This is a genomic window from Pseudomonas sp. AF03-9, assembly GCF_020515815.1.
Classification (GTDB): domain Bacteria; phylum Pseudomonadota; class Gammaproteobacteria; order Pseudomonadales; family Pseudomonadaceae; genus Aquipseudomonas.
In genome coordinates, this window is the sequence record NZ_JAHPJF010000003.1 from 47,737 (window position 1) to 66,482 (window position 18,746).

An 18,746-nucleotide genomic window follows, 5' to 3' on the forward strand; every position below is an offset into this window, starting at 1 on the left:
CAAAAACAATCGGGCGCCCGTGAGCAGCCCGCTGGAGAGAAAACATGAGCACTAATCCGTTAGAGGCCGGCGCGCGCCCGGCAGGTGAAGTCGATCCGATCAAAGCCGTGGTCAACAAGGTCGCCTGGCGTCTGATGCCATTGATCATGGTCTGCTACCTGTTCGCCTTTTTTGACCGTATCAACATCAGCTTCGCCAAGTTCCAGCTGCAGGCCGACCTTGGCCTGAGCAACACCGCATACGGCTTGGGGGCTGGGCTGTTTGTGGTTGGCTATGTGATTTTCGAAGTGCCGAGCAACATGATGCTCTACAAGGTCGGGGCTCGTCGGTGGATCGCGCGGATCATGGTGTCCTGGGGGCTGGCGACGGCGGCTATGGTGTTTGTCACGGCTGAGTGGCAGTTCTACGTGCTGCGCTTTCTGATTGGCGCCATGGAGGCAGGCTTTGCGCCGGGCGTGCTGTATTACCTGACGCTGTGGTTTCCCCAGGACTTCCGTGGGCGTATTACCTCGATGCTGTTCCTAGCTTCGGCGTTTGCCGGGCTGGTGGGGGCGCCGTTCTCCGGGCTGGTGCTGGAGCACATGGACGGTGTGCTGCAGATGCGCGGCTGGCACTGGCTGTTCCTGCTCGGTGGTATGCCGTGCGTGGTCTTGGCGTGGATGGTGCTGACGCAGTTCAAGGACCGTATTGAAGATGCGCCGTGGCTCAGCGCCGAAGAAAAAACCTTGCTCTCCAGCCGCATCGCCGTGCATGAGGTCCACAAGAAGGGCTCGCTGCTCCAGGCCCTGCGAATTCCCGGTTTCCTGATGCTGGGGCTGATCTACTTCCTGATCCAGGTAGCGTCCTACGGCCTTAACTTCTGGGCGCCGCAATTGATCCGCAGCACCGGTATCGAAAGCTCGGTGGTGATCGGCTTGCTGACCGCCATCCCCTATATCTGTGGTGCGATCACCATGGTGCTGGTAGGACGCTGGTCGGATGCCACCGGTGAACGCCGCAAGTTTGTCAGTGGGTTGGTGGCATTGGGCGCGGTAGGGTTTTTCTGTGCCGGTATCTTTGACGACCACACCACGTTCCTGATCGTGGCGCTGGGCCTGTTGGGTGCGGGGATCATCGCTGCCATCCCGACCTTCTGGACCTTGCCGCCCAAACTGCTGGCCGGCGCGGGTGCCGGTGCGGCGGGCGGGATTGCCTTGATCAACACCCTGGGACAATTGGGCGGTATTGTCAGCCCGGTGATGGTTGGACGGATCAAGGACATCAGCGGCAGCACCACCCCGGCGCTCTACGTGATTGGTGTGTGTGCGTTGATCGCCGCTGCGCTGTTGTTGTGGGGGCTGCCACAAAAGCTGCGTACGTCCGACAAGCGTTGACGAATTATCACGCTGCGGCCAAGGCCTTGGCTGGCGTGGCGCTAAACTGAATCAACGCCACCCCGCCAATCAACAACAACGCCCCCAGCACCCGGGGCGTTGTCAGTTGCCGCTCCGCCAGCCCAAACAGGCCAAAGTGATCGAGCAGCAACGAGGCGAGCATCTGCCCGGCCATGGCCAGTGCAATAAATCCTGACGCACCGAGCTTGGGCAACAGCATCAACGCCAGGGAAATAAAACACACGCCAAATGCGCCACCGGCCCACATCCACAACGGCGCCTTGCTGATAAAACCCAGGCTCGGCAGGGGCAAGCGCAGCGCCACAATCACCGGCAGCAACACGACAATGCTTACCAGCAGCGACGCCAGGGTGGCCCACAACGGGTGCCCGAGCCCGCGCCCGAGGTTGGCGTTGATCGCACTCTGAAACGGCACCACTGCCCCGGCGATCACTGCCAGCGCCAATAAACCCAGCCAATGCAACGTGGTCATCATGAATCTCCCAAAGGTTTTGCTGGACTCTAAGGTATTCGTCGCGCAAATTTAAATTCCAAGTTCTTATGCCGAGCATGCAGCTGATGAATGATCTGCGCCGCATCGATCTCAACCTGCTGGTGATCCTCGACGCCTTGCTCAGCGAGCAACACGTCACCCGCGCCGCCGAGCGTTTGCACCTGAGCCAGCCGGCGGTCAGTCATGCGCTGGCGCGCTTGCGCGATGTGCTCGGCGATCCGTTGCTGGTACGCCAGGGTGGCGGCTTGGTACCCACCGCGCGCGCCTTGGAGTTGGCGGCGCCACTGGCCGAAGCCTTGGCCCAGGTACAGGCGTTGCTGGCGCCCAATCAATTTGATCCGGCGTCGGCCAAGCGGCGGTTTCGCCTGGCGATGTCGGACTACAGTGCGGCGATTTTCCTACCTGATTTGGTGCGCATGCTGCGCCGTGAAGCGCCGGGTATTGACCTGCAAATCATCCAGGCCAGCCGCGAGGGCATGGTGGATGGGGTGCTTAATGGCGATCTCGACCTGGCTGCCGGGGTCTTTCCTGACATGCCGGCGGAACTGCGGACTACACCGCTGTTTGAAGAGCACTACACCTGCCTGGTGGACCGCAACAGCTTGCCGGAGGGTGGCACACTGGACCTGCCCACCTACCTCTCGCGCCCCCATGTGTTGCTGGAAATGCGAGGCAGCGGCACGCCGGAAATCGAGCGCGCATTGACGGCAATCCGTGAGCGCCGGCATGTGGCGATCAGCCTGCCGCACTGGGGCGTGGCGCCGCAGTTGATCCAGGGCACGGATCTGATTTTGACGGTGTCGTCGCGGGGCTTGCTGAACATCGATCACCGGCATTTGGTGGCCGTGGCGCCGCCGTTTCATATTCCGTCGTTCGCGTTTGAGCTGGCGTGGCATGTGCGGCGGGGTGGGGATTCGGGGTTGCAGTGGTTGCTGGGGCGGATGCGGGGTGTATTGACTGATATAGAAGTGTGTTCAGCATTGCGCTGCGAGGTAGAACATGCAGAATCTTTCCACCCTTAACCGTCCGTCAGAGTCGCGCCCATGACCCCCTCCTTGCTGCTCGCCGTCCTCGCTTCAGGTTTTATCTACGGTATCACCCCGGGCCCAGGCGTCCTCGCCGTATTCGGCATCGGCGCCGCCCGTGGCCGTCGCGCCGGGGCGGGTTTTCTGTGCGGGCACTTGTTGGGCGATGTGGTGTGGTGCAGCACGGCGCTGATCGCCATCGTTGGTGCGCGGGAGGTGGGCAGCGGTGCATTTGATGTGCTGGGCGTGCTCAGCGGCCTGTATCTGTTCTGGCTCGGCTGGCGTGCGATCCGCACCCAGCGCCGCAGCAGCGATGCACCGCAAGGCGCTGCGCGGCATCCGTTCTGGCACGGCATCCTGTTCGGCCTGACCAATCCCAAGGCGTACCCGGTGGCGGTTGCAACCTTTACGGCGTTGTTGTCCAGTCGTGCCGAGTTGCTGACGTGGTCGATGTTGCCTGCGCTGATCTTCCTCAGCTTCGTCGGTGGCGTGCTGGCCTACGCGATCCTGATTGGCGTGGTCGGCGCCCAGCGGGTGCGCACGGTGTATCAGCGGCATGAAATCCTCATCACCAGGCTTTGTGGGGTGATGTTTATCGGCTTTGCCATCAATGCGTTGGCCCATGCGCTGCCGGGTTTGTTTGCCAGTAAACCGGCGTGACGCAATCACGACCGTTCGTCGCACTGGCAAGTTTTTTCTAAACCTTTGCCGCCCTGAAAATTCGAATTCAGGGCGGGGTGTATTCCCCCTCGCCTAATTTTGCCCTGGAGGAACCCATCATGAGCCGCATGGCTATCCGGTTACGCACCGCCAGTTTCGCGATGCTGCTGGGCCTCGGCGCCAGCAATGCTTTCGCCCAGTCGCCTGCTGAATTCATCGAGCAGGCCTCGGCCAAAGGGATGGCCGATATCGAAACCAGTCGCATGGCCCACGCCAAGACCTCGTCCCAGGAAATCAAGGATTACACCATCGAGGTGATCAACGAACGCACCCTGGCCAACCAGCACCTGGCGGCCATCGCCAAGAAGCTGGAGCTGCCGGTGGCGCCGCGGGAAAAGATCGTCGACAAAGCCGAAACCTTGATGCCCGAGCTCAAGGACGGCGACTCCTTCGACGCCGCCTACACCGCGCAACAGGTCAAGGAAAACGAAGACGCCATTGCCCTGTTCAAACAGGAAGGTGCGGCGTCGGATGTGCCGGAAATCAAGGCGCTGGTGGATGAGACGTTGCCCAAGTTGCAGGAGCGTCTGCAAAAGGCCCGTGCCCTGGCGTCGACCTACGGTAAAGGCCATCAAGGCGACGGTTGAGTGTCTGGCCGGAACTGAAAAACGGCGGTTGGAGCCTTTCCAACCGCCGTTTTTTATTCGCTCTAGAACGCCATTTCCGCCTGGCCGGTGCCTTCCAGCGCAAGCAGGTATTGCTTGGCTTGCAGGCCACCGGCGAACCCGGTCAGTTCACCCGAGGCGCCAATCACCCGATGGCACGGTGCGATGATCGAGATCGGGTTGCGCCCGTTGGCCGCGCCCACGGCGCGCACGGCCTTGGGGTTGCCGATCTGCCGGGCGATCTGGCTGTAGCTGCGGGTTTCACCGAAGGGGATGGTCAGGAGTGCCTGCCAGACCTGTTTCTGAAAGTCGGTGCCGCTGAAGTCCAGCTCCAGGGTGAATTGACTACGGGTGCCGGCGAAATATTCCTGCAACTGGCGCTCGGTTTCCAACAGCACCGGGCTGCTGTTGGCCTCCTGCAATTGCCCCAGGCGTACACGGTTGGCGCGCTCTTTTTCCCACAGGATTGCGCTGAGCTTGCCGTCGCGCGCCACCAGGGTGAGCTGGCCGACCGGGGAGGGCATGAGTTTGTATTCGTAGGGCATGGGTGGGCTCCTGTGGGCGAACGTCATGGCGCCACTGTAATTGTATCCGCCCGGTTGGAAACTACGTTTCTTGCGATTGAATTTTCCTGGGCCTAGAAGTTCCAGTACACCCAGTTGGCGTAGAGCGGATACCAGTAAATCCAGGAAATGGAATACAAAGCCTTAAGAAATGAGGCTGTTCCCGTCAGTAACAGAGAAATGACATTGAACGCGGTGATGATGGAGGCGAACACGGTCAAGCGTCGGTTGGCATGTTGCCTGGCCAACCGTATGCCATAAGCCGACGCGACGATCGATCCTGCCGCGATGACCGGTCCGATGAAAAACGGCAGCCTCATAAACGACAGTAGCAGCGGCAAGACCAGTACCCAGCCGACCACCTGGCGTCGTATGGCCTTTGGCGTGTGTTGCTGGGGTTCAAGCATGGGCGTGATCTCGGTGTCAGGGGGGAGGAGCTGACATCATTTAGAGATCAACTCGTCACCACAGTCGGACTTTGCTGAAGTGGCGCTGGCGGTCTTGTTGCAGAAACGTCAGCGCCGCCGCCGCGGCTTCTTCGGCAATGATCTCTAAGCATCCTTCGTAAACATTCTGCTTGCTATCGAGCGTCTGCCACTTCACCTATCACCCTCATAAAGGCTTGGACTGATAGGTTTTTTTCTACATCACGAGTCAGCACCAACAACTGTGCACACGCATCCACTTCCACCAAAGGCCTGTACGTCACGCCCTTGTGCATCAAGCTTTGCGCGCATTGCGGCACCAACGCCACGCCTTGCCCTGCCGCCACCAGGGCAATGATCGAGGTGATCTGTCGGCCGGTCGGCCCCGCGCGCAGGGGCTGCCCATGCTCGCGGTACAGCTGTTCGATGGACTGGTTCAGTCCCGATCCATGATCCGCCGGAAACAGGATCAGCGGATAAGCACTGAGCTGCGCCAAGCTCACCCGCGCCTGGCGCGCCAACGGGCTGTCGCTGGCCAACGCGGCCACCAAGGGTTCCTGGCCCAGCGACAGAGCCTGCACTTCGCTGCTTTGCGGCAACCGGCGGCTCAAGCCAATGTCCAGGCGCCCGTCCGCCACCTGCGCGCCGAGGCTGCCGGAGGCGCATTCCACCAGGGTCAGCTGCACGTCGGGAAAGCGTTGGGCAAAGGCATGGATCACCTGGCTGAACAGGTCCGACAAGGCAATCGAACTGACATACCCCAATGCCAGTTGCCCAGCGGTGCCTGCGGCCAGTTTGCCGGCGATCACCTGTGCCAGCTCCACCTGTTCCAGCACACCCCGCGCATAGGGCAAGAACGACCGGCCTTGAGCGGTAAGTGTCACGGTGCGGCTGGTGCGATCGAACAGTTTGAAGCCCAACTCGGCCTCCAGCGCCGAAATCTGCCGGGTCAGCGGTGGCTGGGCCAGGTGCAGGCGAATGGCTGCTCGACCGAAGTGCAATTCTTCGGCGACCGTCAGAAAGTATCGCAGCTTGCGTAGGTCGAGCATCCTGGCCCTCGGGTATTGATCGGTGTGAATTCGGTATTGGTTCAAGACCTGCCGGGCATTCTATAAAGACCTCACAACATAAAACGAGAGGTTTCATGACGTCGCGCCTGTCTTGACCGGCTGCAAGCGCCTTGAGCCTGAGCAGATTCCTACGCCATGACCGACACCGTCGTTATACCCGCTTCCCAATGCTCTGCCCGCCGTCGTTCGTTGATCGCCGGGTGCAGCGCCCATGCCGTACACGATGGCTTGACCGACGTTATCTATGTGCTGCTACCCATCTGGCAGGCGCAGTTCGCCATGTCCTACGCGCAGATCGGGCTTCTGCGCGGCGCCTATTCCGGGATGATGGCTGTGTTCCAACTGCTGGCGAGTCGTGCCGCCAAACGCTGGGGGCGCACACCGTTGCTGGTGGGGGGGACTGCGCTGGCGGGTATTGCTTACTTGATGGTTGGGCAAGCCACCGGGCTGGTGCTGTTGCTGCTGGCCTTGCTATTGGGCGGCCTGGGCGCGAGTACGCAGCACCCGCTGGCGTCGTCGATGATCAGCGATGCCTATGAGGAGGGGGGTGGGATCAAGCAGGTGCTGTCTCAGTACAATTTCTCCGGGGACATCGGCAAAACCCTGATCCCCGGCTTGGTTGGCCTGCTGCTCACCGTCATCAGCTGGCGCGCCAGTGCCACCTTGTTGGGGCTATTGGGTTTGGCGGCGGCGGGACTGTTGTGGTGGCTGATTCCTACGCCGTCGCGAGCACCTGCCACCACGAAAACGGCCAGACCCTCCAGTGGAATCGGCTCCGCCAGCGGCTTGCGCGCACTGATCTGCACCGGCACCCTCGATAGCGCCGTACGCATGGGCTTTCTCACGTTCCTGCCGTTCCTGCTGCAAGCCAAAGGTGCAGGTACGGCGGGTGTCGGCCTGGCCCTGAGCCTGCTATTTGTCGGTGGCGCGTTCGGCAAATTGCTCTGCGGTTATCTCGGAGCACGCATTGGCATGATGAAGACCGTGTGGCTGACGGAAACCACCACCGCGCTGCTGATCATGGCGGCGGTGTACCTGCCGCTGAATGGTTTGATGCTGACGTTGCCGCTGCTTGGCCTGGTGCTCAACGGCACATCTTCGGTGTTGTACGGCGCCGTGCCGGACCTGGCCGGTGCGGGCAGGCGGGAGCAGGCGTTTGCGCTGTTCTACACTGGCACGATCGGCGGCGGGGCGCTGGCGCCCGTGGTGTTTGGCAGCGTTGGGGATGCGCTGGGCGTGCCGGTGGCGGCGATGGTGTTGGCGGCAGTGTTGTTGCTGACGTTGCCGTTGGCGTGGTGGGTGGAGAGGGGGATGGTAGACGAGCGGTGATGTGATTGTTCATCTTGCGACGTTGCCTACACCCCCATCGGAACGGCGCGGGTTGTACTCGCTGTGTGAGCTATTTATGGTTTTCCAACGGCGGCATCGTCAGCCTCGGCGTTCGACGGCAGCTGTGCGCGGTATCACTCGAGTGCGCCGGTATCCCGAAAGCTACCCGGTGCATTTATCCGCGCGCAGCTGCCACCCTTATCGAATCACCTTATTTCAGGCACAAAAAAACCGGCCACCAGGGCCGGTTTTTTCATGCATCCCCCGTCAAAACCATCCTGACGTTGGACCAACAATTAAGTGGAGCGGGTAGAGGGAATCGAACCCTCGTCGGAAGCTTGGGAAGCTACTGTTCTACCATTAAACTATACCCGCTCAGAGCGGCTGACTTTGTACCAGATGTTCATCGGGATTTGAAGTTTTTCTTTGGAAAATGTGCAGGTTGCGTGCGTCGGATAAACCGATGGACGGAGCCTGTGCAGGAGCAAGTCTGCGTTCAATCACTGACGTTCTCCTGCACAGGGTCGCATTTCAGATTGCAAATGCATGCTGTGTCTGGCCTTGGTGGTACCGCAATCGGCTGGCTGGCCGCTCTGATTTCAAGAACCCGACGACCGCGTCCCGGCTGTCCCGGCACGCTGCCTTGTGCTCCATATCCAGGAAGTGCCCGGTGGCCTGGATGGTGCTGAAGCTGCTGTTGGCCACGTGTTGGCCGAACAGCTTGGCGTCGTGGGCGCTGGTGTATTCGTCCCATTCGCCGTTCAGGAACAGCACTGGAATGTCGATCTGCTTGGCTGCCTTGAGGTAGCACAGCCGGTCGCTGTTGAGCACCTGGCTGATGTGAAAGTGCATCTGCCCGTATTCATGCTCGGCCAGGCTGCTCACGTGCTTGTAGTTGAAGCGCTTGAACAACGATGGCAGGTGTTTGCCGATGGTGTTGTTGACGAGGTGGCCGACGCGGTCGCGGTCGAGGTTGCCGAGGTAGTCAACGCCGCGTTCAAGGTAGTCGCGCATGGGCGCGTTGATCACGGGTGAGAACGAGCTGATCACTGCCTTCTCCACACGGCGCGGGCGGTGGGCGAGGGCGACCAGGGTGGCGGCGCCACCCCAGGAGAATGACAGCACGTGTTCGGCGGCGAAGTGGTCGATGAGTTCCAGGAGGATCTGGCCTTCGACGTCCTTTGTCAGCATTTGCTCATGACGGTTATGGATTTTGGAACGGCCAGCGTAGGGCTGATCGTACAAAACCACATTGAATTGCGGGTGCAGGCTTTTGACGGTTTGAGCGAAGGATGCCGTGGTGGCCATGGAGCCATTGACCATGATGATGGTCTTTGCAGCAGCGTCCGCGCGATAGAACTCCGTGTAAACCCGATACTGACCCTGTATATCCAACACAGCGATTTCTGGCCTCATGTCGTAAGACTCCTGGCAAGCGGGTAGGGCGCGCAGGTAACTCTGCACGAGCTTTGTGACAGGTAGGCATACGCCTGGAAAATGAGCGCCCATGTCGATCCGCTGACGGCTGGCCGACGGGTGTTGTTATGGCGGGCAGTTTTGCCTGGAAGGCCCGTAGATCAAGCGCGGGCGGGGGCAAGGTGTTTCTTGGAAGTTATAGGCGACTCGCGAGTCATAATTTGGCTGGTGATTTGGATTCAAGCAGCAGACCTGCCACCTCGCAAGGTTATAAAACGGTTTTTTGCCATCACCGGCCGAACGGTCGTCAAACCTGTCGGATTTCGTCATCGGTCAGCGCCCGGTACTCGCCCGGCGCCAGGGCGGCATCCAGCACCAAGGGGCCCATCCGCTCGCGATGCAGGCCGATGACCTTGTTATCGAAATGCCCGAACATACGTTTCACCTGGTGATAGCGCCCTTCAACGATGCTCAGCCGCGCCGTTCTCGGCCCCAGCAACTCAAGTGCGGCCGGTTGGGTGGTGAGGTCTTCGAACGCAAAGTACAGGCCTGCGGCAAACGTCGGCGCGTATTGCGGGCCGATGTCCTGTTCGGTGTCGACAAGGTAGACCTTGGGCAGCTTGGTCTGCGGTTGTGTCAGGCGCCGTGACCACTGGCCGTCGTTGGTGATCAGCATCAGGCCGGTGGTGTTGAAGTCCAGGCGCCCGGCGATATGCAGCTCGTCCTTGTCCGGTTCATCGAGCCAGTCGAGCACGGTCGGGTGTTGCGGGTCTGTTGTAGCGCTCACGCACCCCTGCGGTTTGTGCAGCATGAAATACCGCGCCGGTTTGCCCGCCTGCAGAACCTCATCATCAACACATACACGACTGAATTCGCGCACTTCATGGTGCGGATCGCTGACTGCAACGCCGTCGACGGTCACACGCCGTTCAACCAGCAGCAGACGCACTTGCTTGCGATTGAAACGTGGCAGGTTGCTGAGGAAACGATCGACGCGCATTACGGCTGCTCAAGTCCGCGTAGCTGCGCATCCACCTGGGCACAGCGCGGGCACAGGCAGGCTTTGTTGCGCAGATCATCGGGCAGCGCTTCGAGCACCGCCGGGTCGATGGTGACGCTGTAGCACCAGCAGGCCTGGTCGACGGTGCGAGGGTCGGCCAGGGCGCAGTCGTTGCGGGCGCCGCAGGCGGGGCAGAGGGTTGGCGTGGTCATCGGTCGGTTCAGGCTGAAAGGGTGCAAGGTCCCGGTGAGTCCCGGTGTGCCTTGCACGATACAGCGCTGCCCCGACGCAGGCTACTTACAGCTGGAACTTGCTGACCAGTACGTTGAACGATGTGGCCAGGCGCGACAGGTCCTGGCTGGAGGCGTTGGTCTGATGGGCGCCAGCGGCGGTCTGGGTGGACAGGTCCTGGATGTTGAGCAGGTTGCGGTCGACTTCACGGGCGACCTGGGCTTGCTCCTCGGAGGCGGAGGCGATCACCAGGTTGCGCTCATTGATCAGCGCCACGCTGTCGGTGATGCGCTGCAGCGCTTCGCCGGCATTTTGCGCCAGGGTCTGGGTGTTGTTGGCCCAGGTCAGGCTTTTGTTCATCGCGGCCACCGCGTCGTCGGCGCCCACCTGCACTTCCCCAATCATTTTTTCGATGTCGACCGTGGAGGTTTGGGTGCGATGAGCCAACGCACGCACTTCATCGGCCACCACCGCAAAACCACGGCCTTGCTCGCCTGCGCGGGCCGCTTCGATGGCCGCATTGAGCGCCAGCAGGTTGGTCTGGTCGGCGATGCCGCGGATCACGTCGATCACCTTGCCGATTTCCCGCACCTGGCCGGCGAGGTCTGCGACCGACTGCGTTGAATCGTTGATCTCGACCACCATCGCGCTCATGCCGGACACCGCCTGCGCCACCTGCTGGCGGCCGTCTTCAGCTTCGTCGGTGGCCTTGAGCGAGGCTTGCGAGGTGGACACGGCGTTGCTGGCCACTTCGTCCACGGCGGCGGTCATCTGGTTCACGGCGGTGGCGGCTTGCTGGATTTCGTCATTCTGGCGGGTCAGCCCACGGCTGCTTTCTTCGGTGACCGCGCTCAGTTCTTCGGCGGCGGAGGCCAACTGGTCGGAGGCATTGGCGATTTCCAGCAGGGTGCTTTTCAGGCCACCTTGCATGTCCGACAGCGCCATCAGCAGTTGCCCGGCTTCGTCGGTGCGTTCGGTGAGGATGGCGTGGGTCAGGTCGCCACGAGCAATGCGCTGCGCACTCTGCACCGCTTGCGCGATAGGGCGGGTGATCAGGCGGGTGATCAGCACGCCAATGATGATCGCGATCAGGAAGGCCATCACGATGCCGCCGATCATCCAGGCCATGGCGCTGCTGCGCAGTTCTTCGGCGGCCACGGCGCCTTCCTTGATCTGGCGGTTATTCGACTCGATGATCACGCGGATCAGCTCGCGTGCCTGGCGGAACAGTTCGTTGTTGGTGCTGTTGAGCTGGGCCCGAGCCTGCTCGAGCTGGCCGCTGTCGAGCATGGCCATGATGCGTTCGGAGTTGCTGATATAGGTGGGCCAGATCTGGTCAAGCTTGTCGCCCGCCGCCCGTTCGTCGTCTTCCAGCGGCGTCGCGCGGTAGGTGGCGTAGGCGGCCTGGCTGCGCTTGAGTTCGGCGGCAATGTCCTGGCGCACGCGGTCGCGGTCTTGCTGGGAGACGTCGCCGTTGCTGGCATCCATCAGCCGGTACAAACCGCGGTTGTGCGCGACCAGGCCGTTGAGGGTGGCGGCGGTGGTGCTGACCGAAACCAGATTGTTGGAGAACGTCAGTTCCAGCGCGGTGGCGAGTCGGACCACGCCTTTGATGCCCAGGGTACCGACCCCAAGTGTGACCAGTGCACAGAGTAGAAATGAAAGGAGAAGCTTGGTTGAAATTTTCATGGCTCGAATCCGAGGGAGTTGGCGAATGACGCACGCTAGAGCCTCCCTGGCCTGGTGCGATGTCATAGTGACATCATCGCAATCCACAAAGTTTCGGGCCAGATAAATTTACTGAATCGATACAGCCCAATGATGGATAAACCTTATGCGTGAGTACGCTGCGAAGGGCGTGTATCGGCAACCTGTGTAGTTGTGTCTAGTTGTAACCAAAACGCACCAGATTCGGTTTTTGTTGTCAGATATTTCGTCATTCGGTGAAAGCTGAGTGCCGCCCCCCAGCGTCGCTGGAGGAGCTCCTTCGCGGTCCAGGAGGCCGCCATGTATCGACGACTGCTGCTCAGCGCTTTACTTGGTCTGACCCTTTCAGCCTGTGTGCCCTACTACGATGGAGGCCAGAGTTACTATCGATCCGAGGTCTATACGTCACCGGCGCCGGCGTATTACTACGGGGGTGGCACCGCTTACCAATACCGCCGTGATTACTACCCCGCACCGCGTTATTACGCGCCGCAACCGCGCTACTACCCGGCGCCGCGCTATTACCAGCCGGCCCCGCGTTACTACGGCCCGCGTGCCGGTTACCGGCCCTATCCGAACCAGGGCTGGGGTGATCGTGGCGATCATGGCGGGCATGATGGACGTGGTCGCGGTTCCGACCATGGCGGCGGCCGCGGCGGTCATCGCTGACAGGACTTGAAGGCAAGCGGCGCAGGAAGCGCCGCTTTTTTTTGCGCGAAATACTCAGTATTCGGACAAATCCGCCAGCGGGTGGCGACCTTCCCACACCTTGTGGAAGTGAGCCTGTACGACCGCGTCCGGCAGGCTGTTGATGTCCGGCCAATGCCAGTGCGGCGTCTGATCCTTGTCGATCAAGCGCGCACGCACGCCTTCGCTGAACTCCGGGTGACGGCAGCAGTTGAGGCTCAAGGTGTATTCCATCTGAAACACCTGGGCCAGGGACAGGTGACGGGCTCGGCGCAGTTGTTCCCACACCAGGTGCGCCGTGAGTGGGCAGCCTTCGCTCAAGGTCTTGCCGGCACGGCTGAACAGCGGGTCGTTGTGCTCGCGCAACTGGCTCAAGGCGCGCCAGGCTCCGCGTACATCACCCACATCCAGCCAGGCGTCGATCTGCGTCCGGCGCGGCAGCCACTGCGCTTCGGGTTGCTGGCTGACGGCTTCCTGGGCCAGCGCCTTGAGCAGGCTGTTGAGTTGTATCGACGTTTGTTCCTGCCAGTTCAGTTGCAGCAGGCCTTCGATCAATTCGTCCTGCTGGTCGTCGCGCAGGAAGCGGTCGGCCAGGCCCAGGTCTAAGGCATCGCGACCGTTGATATGCGCGCCGGTCAGGCCGAGGAACAGGCCGAGTTTGCCCGGCATGCGCGACAAGAACCAACTGGCGCCCACATCCGGGTACAGGCCGATACTGATCTCCGGCATTGCCAGGCGGCTGCTTGGCGTAACGATGCGCACCGACGCACTTTGCAGCAGGCCCATGCCGCCACCCAGCACATAGCCGTGGCCCCAGCAGATCAGCGGTTTCGGGTACGTGTGCAGGTGATAGTCGAGGCGATACTCCGCGGCAAAAAACTGCGCGGCCAGCGCCGGCACCACGCCGGGTTGTTCGCGGCACTCCATCGCGAGGCTGCGCACTTCGCCACCGGCGCAAAATGCCTTGGGCCCATTGCCGCGCAGTAGCACGCACACGATATTCGGGTCTTTCGCCCAACTGTCCAGGCGTTCGCCCAGGGCCAGGATCATCGGTAGGGAGAGGGCGTTGAGGGATTTTTCGGCGTCCAGGCTGGCGATACCGATGCGGGCACCGTCGCTGCCGGTCAGCTCTTCGAAGTGCAGGTTCATCGTGACCTCATTCAGGAAGGTAGAAGATTAGTATGATCGCTTCGTAGGAAAGTGCCGGTGGTGTGTCAGATCAATTGACAAGCGGGGTCGGCTTTCCTAGGGTTCGCCTCATTCTTTTTTACAAGACCATTGCATCATGACCGAAGGCGACCGTATCAAACTCGAACCCACCTGGAAGCACGCCCTGCGCGATGAGTTCGAGCAACCGTATATGAGCCAGTTGCGCGAGTTCCTGCGCGAGGAACATGCGGCCGGCAAAGAGATCTACCCGCCAGGCCCGCTGATCTTCAACGCGCTCAACTCGACGCCGCTGGACAAGGTCAAGGTGGTGATCCTCGGCCAGGACCCGTACCACGGCCCCGGCCAGGCCCACGGCCTGTGCTTCTCGGTGCAACCGGGCATACCCACGCCGCCGTCGCTGCTCAATATCTACAAAGAGCTCAAGCGCGACCTGAACATCGACATCCCCAACCACGGTTGCCTGCAAAGCTGGGCGGATCAGGGTGTGCTGCTGCTCAACACCACCATGACCGTGGAGCGTGCCAACGCCAACGCGCATGCGGGCAAGGGCTGGCAGTTTTTTACTGATCGGATTATCGAAGTGGTCAGCGCGCATCAGCCGCACTTGGTGTTTTTACTGTGGGGCGCCCATGCCCAGGGCAAGCAGAAGTTGATTGATGCGACCAAACACCTGGTGCTGACGTCAGTGCATCCGTCGCCGTTGTCGGCGTATCGCGGGTTTTTGGGGTGCGGGCATTTCAGCCGCACCAACAAGTTTCTTGAGCAGAATGGCGAAACGCCGATTGAGTGGCGGTTGCCGTCGCTTTAATGTCGGCCGCTGTGCCTTACAAGCGGACTTCTGCCACTGTTGAACTGCCGATATTGGCGACGTATGCCAATCGGCCGCTGGGCGCTACAACGATGCCGCGCGGCTTGTCGAAGCCAGGGATCGTGCCAATCACGGTTTGGGTACGGGTATTGATGATACTGACTCGGTTGCCATCGGTTTCGGTGAGGTAGGCTCGCTCCAGCATCGTGTGAAAAGCGATCTGGAAAGGGCCGAGCAACCCGCTGAGAGTCGAGCTTGCCTGAGCGGTGGTGGTGTCCCCGATATACACCTCGCCACGATCCCGGTAGGTGATGTACACGCGAGCGGCGAAGCGTGCATGCACAATGCTGGTGGGCTCTCCAGCAATCGTGCTGGTTTGGAACACGACCCGGTTGGTTCCCAGGTTGATGCTGGTCCAGTCATCGAGGGTCGAGGCGACATGTGAGCGCGCGTTGCCGGGCGCCACACAAATGTCTCTGGGATGGCGCACGGCAGTCGCAGCGATTCGCTGATGGGTGCTGGTATCGATCGCCACCACTTGCGAAGCGCCTTGGTCAGCGACGTACAGGCGCGCACCGGTCGAATTCAATGCAATGCCCCGGACGGTGGTGAACCCCCTGATTTGATTGATGAGCGTGTTGGTCGAGGTGTCGATCACAGTGATAGGCGTATCGCTTGCCTGACTGTTGTCGCTGGCATAAAGGCGAGGGGCCGTTGGGTTCATGGCGAGCCAGATGGGCGATCCTATATTGGTGATCGTGGTGATAATGCTCAAGCTTGCGGTATCGATAACAGTGATGCCGTGTGGAAGTGTTGCACTGGCGACGTAGAGGCGCGAACCATCACTATTGAGCACAAGGCGATTGGGAGAGCCTGGAACGGGGACCGTTCTGATGATTGCAGCCGGTTCGTTATCGTTTTTTTGATCTTCGGACGAGGTATGCATGATCACAACTCTCAATGGTCAGGTACACACCATTGATCTTCGTTACGAGAACGTTCGGCTAGCTGTGAGAATTGACAGTTCAGACGAATGGCAGTGGCCCCTCAGGGGCCACTGTTCGGTGGCGGATCAGGTTTGACGGTTCCAGTGCCTGAACAACGGCTCCGCCAAAAACAACACAAACAACAACCGCATCACCTGCATCGCCGTCACCAACGGCACCGACAATTGCAGGGTCTCGGCCGTAAGGCTCATCTCGGCAATCCCACCGGGCATCATGCCTAACGTCAGCGAGCGCAGGTCCAGATGGGTCAGCGCACTGAGCCCCACCGCTGCCAACGTCGCCAACGCCATGGTCAACGCCGTACCAATCAACGTGCGCCCCATGAACGACGGCGCCCGGCGAAAGAACTGACGATTGAAGTGGCAACCCAAACCGCTGCCGATCAACCACTGGCCGATCTGGCTGCCGCCATCGGGCAGGCCGATATGCAGATCCCATACGACGCTGGCGGTCGCACTCACCAGCAACGGCCCGAACAGCCACGGGTTCGGCTGACGCAAGCGCTGCCACCCCCAGGCCACCAATGCTCCAAGCGCAAACAACGCGAACAGCCACGGCCAACTCACCGGCGCCGGATGAAACTGTGGCGCGCCGCCTTCCAGCACATACTTGAAGATCGCCGGCACGCACAGCACCACCACCAGCACCCGCAGGCTTTGCCCCGCCGCGACCCGGCTGAGCACCGCACCATTGCGTGCGCCGAGGTTGACCATCTCCCCGGAACCGCCCGGCATGCTGGAGAAAAATGCGGTGGCGCGGTCTTCACCGCTGCGCCGCATCAACCAGACGCCGACCACGCTGGAAAGACTGGTGATCAGCGCGCCGAAGAAGATCAGCCCGAAATGGCTCAGCACCTGCTCGATCACCAACGGCGTGAAGTGCAGCCCGATGCCAATCCCTACCACCCATTGGCCGCATTTGCGCCCGCCGGGAATCTCCGCCAACTGCCACGGCGTGAGGCAGCGCACCAGGATGATCGCCAGCAACGAGCCGACCATATACGGCAAGGGCCAGCCGACAAGGCTGGCCAGGTAACCGCCGGCCAGGCCGACCAGCGGTGTTCCCCACCAATGTTTAAAGGTGACTTCAGACATCGGCCACGGCACGACGCTGCAGGGCACGTTTGCGATAGATCCGTACCAGCGGTAAAGCCAGCATCAGCGCGGTCAGCACCCACACACCAAAGGTGATCGGGCTCGACCAGAGGATGTCCAGCGCACCGTTGGAAATCGACAGCGCCCGGCGCAGGTTCTGCTCCATCAAGCCGCCGAGGATAAAGCCCAGCAGGACTGGCGACAGCGGGAAGTCGAGCTTGCGCAGGATGTAGCCGAAGATGCCGATGCCGACCATCAGGAACAGGTCGAAGGTGGTGGCGTGAACGGCGTACACACCGATCGCGGTGATGATCGCGATCACCGGTACCAGCGCCCAGTTCGGCACGGCGAGGATGCGCGTGAAGATGCGGATCATCGGGATGTTGAGGATCACCAGCATGATGTTGGCGATAAACAACGAGGCGATCAGGCCCCAGACGATGTCCGGTTGCTGTTGGAACAGCAGCGGGCCGGGCGTGATGTTGTACAGCGACAATGCGCCGATCATCACCGCCGTGGTGCCCGAACCGGGTACGCCGAGGGTCAGCATCGGCACCAGGGCACCGCAGGCGGATGCGCCGATCGCGGTTTCCGGGGCGGCGAGGCCGCGCATGTCGCCCTGGCCGAATTTGCCGCTGGCACCGGCCATGCGTTTCTCGGTCATGTAGGCAACCGCCGAGGCCAATGTTGCGCCAGCGCCAGGCAGCACGCCCATGATGAAGCCCAGCAGGCCACAACGGATATTCACCAAGAAGACAGCGGATGCTTCCTTCAGGTTGAACATCATCCGTCCGGTGGCTTTCACGGCTTCCTGGCCACGGTGGGTTTTTTCCAGCAGCAACAGGATCTCGCTGATGGAGAACAGACCCAGCACCAACACCACAAACTGGATGCCGTCGGTGAGGTGGATGTTGTCGCCGGTAAAGCGGTACACACCGCTGTTGGCGTCGATGCCCACCGCCGACAGGAACAGGCCGATCAGCGCTGCAACAAAGGTCTTCAACGGTTTGTCACCGGCCATGCCGCCGAGGCAGACAATCGCGAACACCATCAGTACGAAATATTCCGCCGGACCGAAGGCAATCGCCCATTTGGCCAGCAACGGTGCAAACAGCACCATGCCGCAGGTGGCGATGAACGCGCCGATGAACGAACTCCACGCCGACAACGACAGCGCTACACCGGCCAGGCCTTTGCGGGCCATCGGGTAACCGTCGAGGGTGGTCATTACGGTGGAGGCTTCGCCCGGAATGTTCAGCAGGATCGAACTGATCCGGCCGCCGTATTCGCAGCCCAGGTACACGGCCGCCAGCAGGATCAACGCCGACTCCGGCGGCAAGCCCAGGGCGAATGCAATCGGGATCAGCAAGGCCACGCCGTTGATCGGACCCAGGCCCGGCAACAGGCCGACTACGGTGCCGATCAAGGTGCCGCACAGCGCGGTCACCAGGTTGTACGGGGACAGTGCAACGCCGAAGCCCTGGCCCAAATAGCTGAAAGTATCCATATCAGTTCTCCAGAACGTCGAGCAGGCCGAGGGGCAGCGGAACATCCATGGCTTTATCGAACAGCAGATAGAGGCCCACGGCCATCAGGCTGACGATCACCACGCTCGGCAACCAGCGGCCGCCATACAGGCGCGCCATGGGGATGCCGATCAGCATGCTGCTGAGGATGAAACCCAGGGGCTCGAAGGTGGCGGCGAACACGATGAGCAGCGCCACGCAGATGCCGATCTTGATCAGGGTCTCGCGGTCCAGCGCCGGTTCTTCTTCCGTGTGTTTGGTCGGCTGTGGGCGGATGATCATGTAGATCAGGCCCAGGCTCATCAGCCCGAGCATCAGCAGCGGGTAGGCACGCGGCCCGACCGGCTCGTAGGAAAATGCGGCCTGGTACGGCCACGCCATCAGCGCAAGGCCGGCACAGACCAGCAGCATCACGCTGGCGAAAATGCGTTGTAAAAGCATAGGAAACTCCTAGGCCGCTTTTGTGGGAGCGCAGT

At 61.1% G+C, this 18,746-nt stretch carries 21 protein-coding genes and 1 tRNA gene; 7 read left to right on the plus strand and 15 right to left on the minus strand.

What is annotated here, in order from left to right:
• Positions 1-44: 44 nt before the first annotated feature.
• Positions 45-1,373: an MFS transporter gene (locus LIY36_RS07160; RefSeq protein ID WP_226455254.1), complete on the plus strand. Its 1,329-nt coding sequence runs from the start codon at positions 45-47 to the stop codon at positions 1,371-1,373.
• A 7-nt stretch (positions 1,374-1,380) separates the two neighbouring features.
• Here LIY36_RS07160 and LIY36_RS07165 read toward each other — a convergent pair whose 3' ends face one another.
• Complete coding sequence (locus tag LIY36_RS07165; protein WP_192299243.1) at positions 1,381-1,866, minus strand: DMT family transporter; 486 nt, start codon at positions 1,864-1,866, stop codon at positions 1,381-1,383.
• Positions 1,867-1,943: 77 nt separating this feature from the next.
• On the opposite strand from LIY36_RS07165, the gene LIY36_RS07170 reads away from it, so the two are divergent.
• The 3 genes from LIY36_RS07170 to LIY36_RS07180 all read left to right on the plus strand — a co-directional run bounded on the left by LIY36_RS07170 (position 1,944) and on the right by LIY36_RS07180 (position 4,219).
• Entirely contained in the window at positions 1,944-2,909 is a 966-nt protein-coding gene (locus LIY36_RS07170; protein WP_442962209.1) for a LysR family transcriptional regulator, read from the plus strand.
• Between the two features lie 21 nt (positions 2,910-2,930).
• Positions 2,931-3,572 carry a LysE family translocator gene (locus tag LIY36_RS07175; protein WP_226455256.1) on the plus strand — a complete coding sequence of 214 codons (642 nt, stop codon included), beginning with the start codon at positions 2,931-2,933 and terminating at the stop codon, positions 3,570-3,572.
• Between the two features lie 119 nt (positions 3,573-3,691).
• Positions 3,692-4,219: a DUF4142 domain-containing protein gene (locus LIY36_RS07180; RefSeq protein ID WP_192299240.1), complete on the plus strand. Its 528-nt coding sequence runs from the start codon at positions 3,692-3,694 to the stop codon at positions 4,217-4,219.
• 62 nt (positions 4,220-4,281) lie between these two features.
• Here LIY36_RS07180 and LIY36_RS07185 read toward each other — a convergent pair whose 3' ends face one another.
• From LIY36_RS07185 to LIY36_RS07200, 4 genes are all read right to left on the minus strand, one after another.
• Positions 4,282-4,782: a methylated-DNA--[protein]-cysteine S-methyltransferase gene (locus LIY36_RS07185; RefSeq protein WP_192299239.1), complete on the minus strand. Its 501-nt coding sequence runs from the start codon at positions 4,780-4,782 to the stop codon at positions 4,282-4,284.
• 92 nt (positions 4,783-4,874) lie between these two features.
• A complete protein-coding gene (locus tag LIY36_RS07190; protein ID WP_226455257.1) occupies positions 4,875-5,207 on the minus strand; it encodes a hypothetical protein in 333 nt (110 codons plus the stop codon).
• 55 nt (positions 5,208-5,262) lie between these two features.
• Complete coding sequence (locus LIY36_RS07195; RefSeq protein ID WP_226455258.1) at positions 5,263-5,403, minus strand: hypothetical protein; 141 nt, start codon at positions 5,401-5,403, stop codon at positions 5,263-5,265.
• Positions 5,381-6,274 carry a LysR family transcriptional regulator gene (locus LIY36_RS07200; RefSeq protein ID WP_226455259.1) on the minus strand — a complete coding sequence of 298 codons (894 nt, stop codon included), beginning with the start codon at positions 6,272-6,274 and terminating at the stop codon, positions 5,381-5,383. Before LIY36_RS07200 ends, LIY36_RS07195 begins: the two co-directional genes overlap by 23 nt.
• 156 nt (positions 6,275-6,430) lie before the next feature.
• Between LIY36_RS07200 and LIY36_RS07205 the strand changes: the two genes are divergently transcribed.
• Positions 6,431-7,624: an MFS transporter gene (locus LIY36_RS07205; protein ID WP_226455260.1), complete on the plus strand. Its 1,194-nt coding sequence runs from the start codon at positions 6,431-6,433 to the stop codon at positions 7,622-7,624.
• Between the two features lie 301 nt (positions 7,625-7,925).
• Here LIY36_RS07205 and LIY36_RS07210 read toward each other — a convergent pair.
• From LIY36_RS07210 to LIY36_RS07230, 5 genes are all read right to left on the minus strand, one after another.
• Positions 7,926-7,999 (minus strand) — tRNA-Gly (locus tag LIY36_RS07210).
• 156 nt (positions 8,000-8,155) lie between these two features.
• On the minus strand, positions 8,156-9,040 hold the full coding sequence (locus tag LIY36_RS07215; protein ID WP_226455261.1) for an alpha/beta fold hydrolase: 885 nt from the start codon (positions 9,038-9,040) through the stop codon (positions 8,156-8,158).
• 307 nt (positions 9,041-9,347) lie between these two features.
• Positions 9,348-10,040 (minus strand): 16S rRNA pseudouridine(516) synthase, encoded by a 693-nt coding sequence (locus tag LIY36_RS07220; protein WP_226455262.1) that lies wholly within the window; start codon positions 10,038-10,040, stop codon positions 9,348-9,350.
• Positions 10,040-10,252 carry a cysteine-rich CWC family protein gene (locus LIY36_RS07225; protein WP_226455263.1) on the minus strand — a complete coding sequence of 71 codons (213 nt, stop codon included), beginning with the start codon at positions 10,250-10,252 and terminating at the stop codon, positions 10,040-10,042. The genes LIY36_RS07220 and LIY36_RS07225 overlap by 1 nt, the downstream gene beginning before the upstream one ends.
• Before the next feature lie 85 nt (positions 10,253-10,337).
• On the minus strand, positions 10,338-11,960 hold the full coding sequence (locus LIY36_RS07230; protein WP_226455264.1) for a methyl-accepting chemotaxis protein: 1,623 nt from the start codon (positions 11,958-11,960) through the stop codon (positions 10,338-10,340).
• A 318-nt stretch (positions 11,961-12,278) separates the two neighbouring features.
• Between LIY36_RS07230 and LIY36_RS07235 the strand changes: the two genes are divergently transcribed.
• Complete coding sequence (locus LIY36_RS07235) at positions 12,279-12,647, plus strand: hypothetical protein (RefSeq protein WP_226455265.1); 369 nt, start codon at positions 12,279-12,281, stop codon at positions 12,645-12,647.
• Positions 12,648-12,701: 54 nt separating this feature from the next.
• On the opposite strand, the gene LIY36_RS07240 is transcribed toward LIY36_RS07235, so the two are convergent.
• Positions 12,702-13,814: an enoyl-CoA hydratase/isomerase family protein gene (locus LIY36_RS07240; protein WP_226455266.1), complete on the minus strand. Its 1,113-nt coding sequence runs from the start codon at positions 13,812-13,814 to the stop codon at positions 12,702-12,704.
• 136 nt (positions 13,815-13,950) lie between these two features.
• On the opposite strand from LIY36_RS07240, the gene ung reads away from it, so the two are divergent.
• A complete protein-coding gene (gene ung / locus LIY36_RS07245) occupies positions 13,951-14,643 on the plus strand; it encodes a uracil-DNA glycosylase (protein ID WP_192299176.1) in 693 nt (230 codons plus the stop codon).
• Positions 14,644-14,659: 16 nt separating this feature from the next.
• Here the strand turns inward: ung and LIY36_RS07250 are convergent, their stop codons facing one another.
• From LIY36_RS07250 to LIY36_RS07265, 4 genes are all read right to left on the minus strand, one after another.
• Positions 14,660-15,589, minus strand: coding sequence for a YncE family protein (locus LIY36_RS07250; protein ID WP_226455267.1), 930 nt, complete (start codon positions 15,587-15,589; stop codon positions 14,660-14,662).
• 126 nt (positions 15,590-15,715) lie between these two features.
• On the minus strand, positions 15,716-16,744 hold the full coding sequence (locus tag LIY36_RS07255) for an AbrB family transcriptional regulator (RefSeq protein ID WP_226455268.1): 1,029 nt from the start codon (positions 16,742-16,744) through the stop codon (positions 15,716-15,718).
• Positions 16,737-18,251: a tripartite tricarboxylate transporter permease gene (locus LIY36_RS07260; RefSeq protein WP_192299173.1), complete on the minus strand. Its 1,515-nt coding sequence runs from the start codon at positions 18,249-18,251 to the stop codon at positions 16,737-16,739. The genes LIY36_RS07255 and LIY36_RS07260 overlap by 8 nt, the downstream gene beginning before the upstream one ends.
• A gap of 1 nt (position 18,252) precedes the next feature.
• The gene (locus LIY36_RS07265; protein WP_192299172.1) at positions 18,253-18,711 is read right to left on the minus strand and encodes a tripartite tricarboxylate transporter TctB family protein; all 459 of its coding nucleotides are present in this window, start codon (positions 18,709-18,711) and stop codon (positions 18,253-18,255) included.
• Positions 18,712-18,746: the final 35 nt, after the last annotated feature.

Bases quoted from the DNA above. Each gene is read 5' to 3' on its own strand.
- LIY36_RS07160 (WP_226455254.1), top strand. From the start codon at position 45: ATGAGCACTAATCCGTTAGAGGCCGGCGCGCGCCCGGCAGGTGAAGTC.
- LIY36_RS07165 (WP_192299243.1), bottom strand. From the start codon at position 1,866: ATGACCACGTTGCATTGGCTGGGTTTATTGGCGCTGGCAGTGATCGCC.
- LIY36_RS07170 (WP_442962209.1), top strand. From the start codon at position 1,944: ATGCAGCTGATGAATGATCTGCGCCGCATCGATCTCAACCTGCTGGTG.
- LIY36_RS07175 (WP_226455256.1), top strand. From the start codon at position 2,931: ATGACCCCCTCCTTGCTGCTCGCCGTCCTCGCTTCAGGTTTTATCTAC.
- LIY36_RS07180 (WP_192299240.1), top strand. From the start codon at position 3,692: ATGAGCCGCATGGCTATCCGGTTACGCACCGCCAGTTTCGCGATGCTG.
- LIY36_RS07185 (WP_192299239.1), bottom strand. From the start codon at position 4,782: ATGCCCTACGAATACAAACTCATGCCCTCCCCGGTCGGCCAGCTCACC.
- LIY36_RS07190 (WP_226455257.1), bottom strand. From the start codon at position 5,207: ATGCTTGAACCCCAGCAACACACGCCAAAGGCCATACGACGCCAGGTG.
- LIY36_RS07200 (WP_226455259.1), bottom strand. From the start codon at position 6,274: ATGCTCGACCTACGCAAGCTGCGATACTTTCTGACGGTCGCCGAAGAA.
- LIY36_RS07205 (WP_226455260.1), top strand. From the start codon at position 6,431: ATGACCGACACCGTCGTTATACCCGCTTCCCAATGCTCTGCCCGCCGT.
- LIY36_RS07215 (WP_226455261.1), bottom strand. From the start codon at position 9,040: ATGAGGCCAGAAATCGCTGTGTTGGATATACAGGGTCAGTATCGGGTT.
- LIY36_RS07220 (WP_226455262.1), bottom strand. From the start codon at position 10,040: ATGCGCGTCGATCGTTTCCTCAGCAACCTGCCACGTTTCAATCGCAAG.
- LIY36_RS07225 (WP_226455263.1), bottom strand. From the start codon at position 10,252: ATGACCACGCCAACCCTCTGCCCCGCCTGCGGCGCCCGCAACGACTGC.
- LIY36_RS07230 (WP_226455264.1), bottom strand. From the start codon at position 11,960: ATGAAAATTTCAACCAAGCTTCTCCTTTCATTTCTACTCTGTGCACTG.
- LIY36_RS07235 (WP_226455265.1), top strand. From the start codon at position 12,279: ATGTATCGACGACTGCTGCTCAGCGCTTTACTTGGTCTGACCCTTTCA.
- LIY36_RS07240 (WP_226455266.1), bottom strand. From the start codon at position 13,814: ATGAACCTGCACTTCGAAGAGCTGACCGGCAGCGACGGTGCCCGCATC.
- ung (WP_192299176.1), top strand. From the start codon at position 13,951: ATGACCGAAGGCGACCGTATCAAACTCGAACCCACCTGGAAGCACGCC.
- LIY36_RS07250 (WP_226455267.1), bottom strand. From the start codon at position 15,589: ATGCATACCTCGTCCGAAGATCAAAAAAACGATAACGAACCGGCTGCA.
- LIY36_RS07255 (WP_226455268.1), bottom strand. From the start codon at position 16,744: ATGTCTGAAGTCACCTTTAAACATTGGTGGGGAACACCGCTGGTCGGC.
- LIY36_RS07260 (WP_192299173.1), bottom strand. From the start codon at position 18,251: ATGGATACTTTCAGCTATTTGGGCCAGGGCTTCGGCGTTGCACTGTCC.
- LIY36_RS07265 (WP_192299172.1), bottom strand. From the start codon at position 18,711: ATGCTTTTACAACGCATTTTCGCCAGCGTGATGCTGCTGGTCTGTGCC.